Genomic DNA, 1,383 nt, shown 5'->3' on the forward strand with positions numbered 1-1,383 from the left:
GTGGGGAGCCAGGTCGGGGGCGAGGTCGAGCACCGCGCCGTCGCGGCACAGCGCGTCATCGAGCAGGCGGGCGAGCGCGCCGGTCGTGGTGCGCGTCACGGCGCGGGCGGGAAACGGGCGTCGCGCCATGCCAGCGCCGCGCGCAGGCCCTCACGGCGGGCGATGTCCATGAACTGCGCCTTGTCGGGTGAGCCCTCGCCCTCGATCAGCATGTCGGAGGCGAGGGCGGCTTCGAGCGCATCCAGCATGCCGCGCGCCTCGATCGCGCGGTTGATGCTGCGCTTGGTCTCGCGCATCAGGGCGGGGTCGATCGCCGCCATGTGACGCGCCGCCGCCAGCGCCGCCGCGTCGAGGTCGTCGGCCGGCACGACGCGGTTGATCATGCCGATCTCGCGCGCCCGCGCGGCGCCGATGCGGTCCTGCCCCATCAGGATGATTTCCTTTGCAAGCTTCGGCCCGACGATCCAGGGCAGGATCATCACCACGATGCCGGCGCCGAACTTCAGCTCCGGCTCGCCGAAGAACGCGTCCTCGGCGGCGATGGTGATGTCGCAGGCGAGTGCGAGTTCGCAGGCGCCGGCGAGGCAGGGTCCGCGCACCGCCGCGATGGTCGGCTTCGGCAGGTGCCAGAAGCGCATCGGCACGTCGAAGTCGCGGCGCAGGATGGGGCGCCACTGCGCGACGCCGGTGGGCCGGCGCTCCATCTGTTCCTTGAGGTCGAAGCCCGAGGAGAACGCCGCCCCCGCCCCGCGCACGATCACCGCGCGCACCGCGTCGTCCGCCTCCGCCGCATCGAGGGCCGCGTCGAGCTCGCCCAGCATCGCGGCGTTGATCGCGTTGGTGCGTTCGGGCCTGGCGAGGGTGATGCGCGCGACCGGGCCGAGCGTCTCGTAGGTGATGGTGGTGAAGTCCATCATGCCGTCGCCCATCGTGCCGTCTCCGTTGCTCAGGGCGAGGCCAGTCTCACCGCGACGCCAGCCCGGCGACGGGTGCCGCCGCCACGGCCCCGCGCAGCCGCGCCATGGCGACGATGCCGAAGGCCGGCCCGATCGCCAGGAAGGTGAAAGCGTAGCGCCACCCCACCCAGCCGACCAGGACGGGGATGAGCTGGATGCTGCCGAGCGTCAGCAGGAAGCCGAGGCAGGTCTGCACCGTCAGCATCGTGCCGACCAGCGACCGCTCGCTGAGTTCCGCGACGGCGGCCGAGAACTGCGCCGAATCGGCGATCACCGCGACGCCCCACACGAGCCCGACCGCCAGCAGCAGCCACGCCGGGCCGCCATAGAGCTGGCCGATGCAAGCCGCGCACAGGCCGCTTGCCGCCATCGCGACGATGGTGACGGCGGGACGGCCGAAGCGGTCCGCCGCCCAGCCGCCGGCCAT

General features: G+C 72.8%; 1 protein-coding gene and 1 pseudogene. Both read right to left on the bottom strand.

Going from position 1 to position 1,383, the window contains the following annotated elements; all coding sequences use genetic code 11:
- Positions 1-95: 95 nt before the first annotated feature.
- On the bottom strand, positions 96-929 hold the full coding sequence (locus B8460_RS17265) for an enoyl-CoA hydratase/isomerase family protein (protein WP_199445685.1): 834 nt from the start codon (positions 927-929) through the stop codon (positions 96-98).
- Positions 930-963: 34 nt separating this feature from the next.
- Positions 964-1,383, bottom strand: a pseudogene (locus B8460_RS22305) (MFS transporter); the annotation flags it as partial.

It is taken from the genome of Acidisphaera rubrifaciens HS-AP3 (assembly GCF_000964365.1).
Classification (GTDB): Bacteria; Pseudomonadota; Alphaproteobacteria; order Acetobacterales; family Acetobacteraceae; genus Acidisphaera; species Acidisphaera rubrifaciens.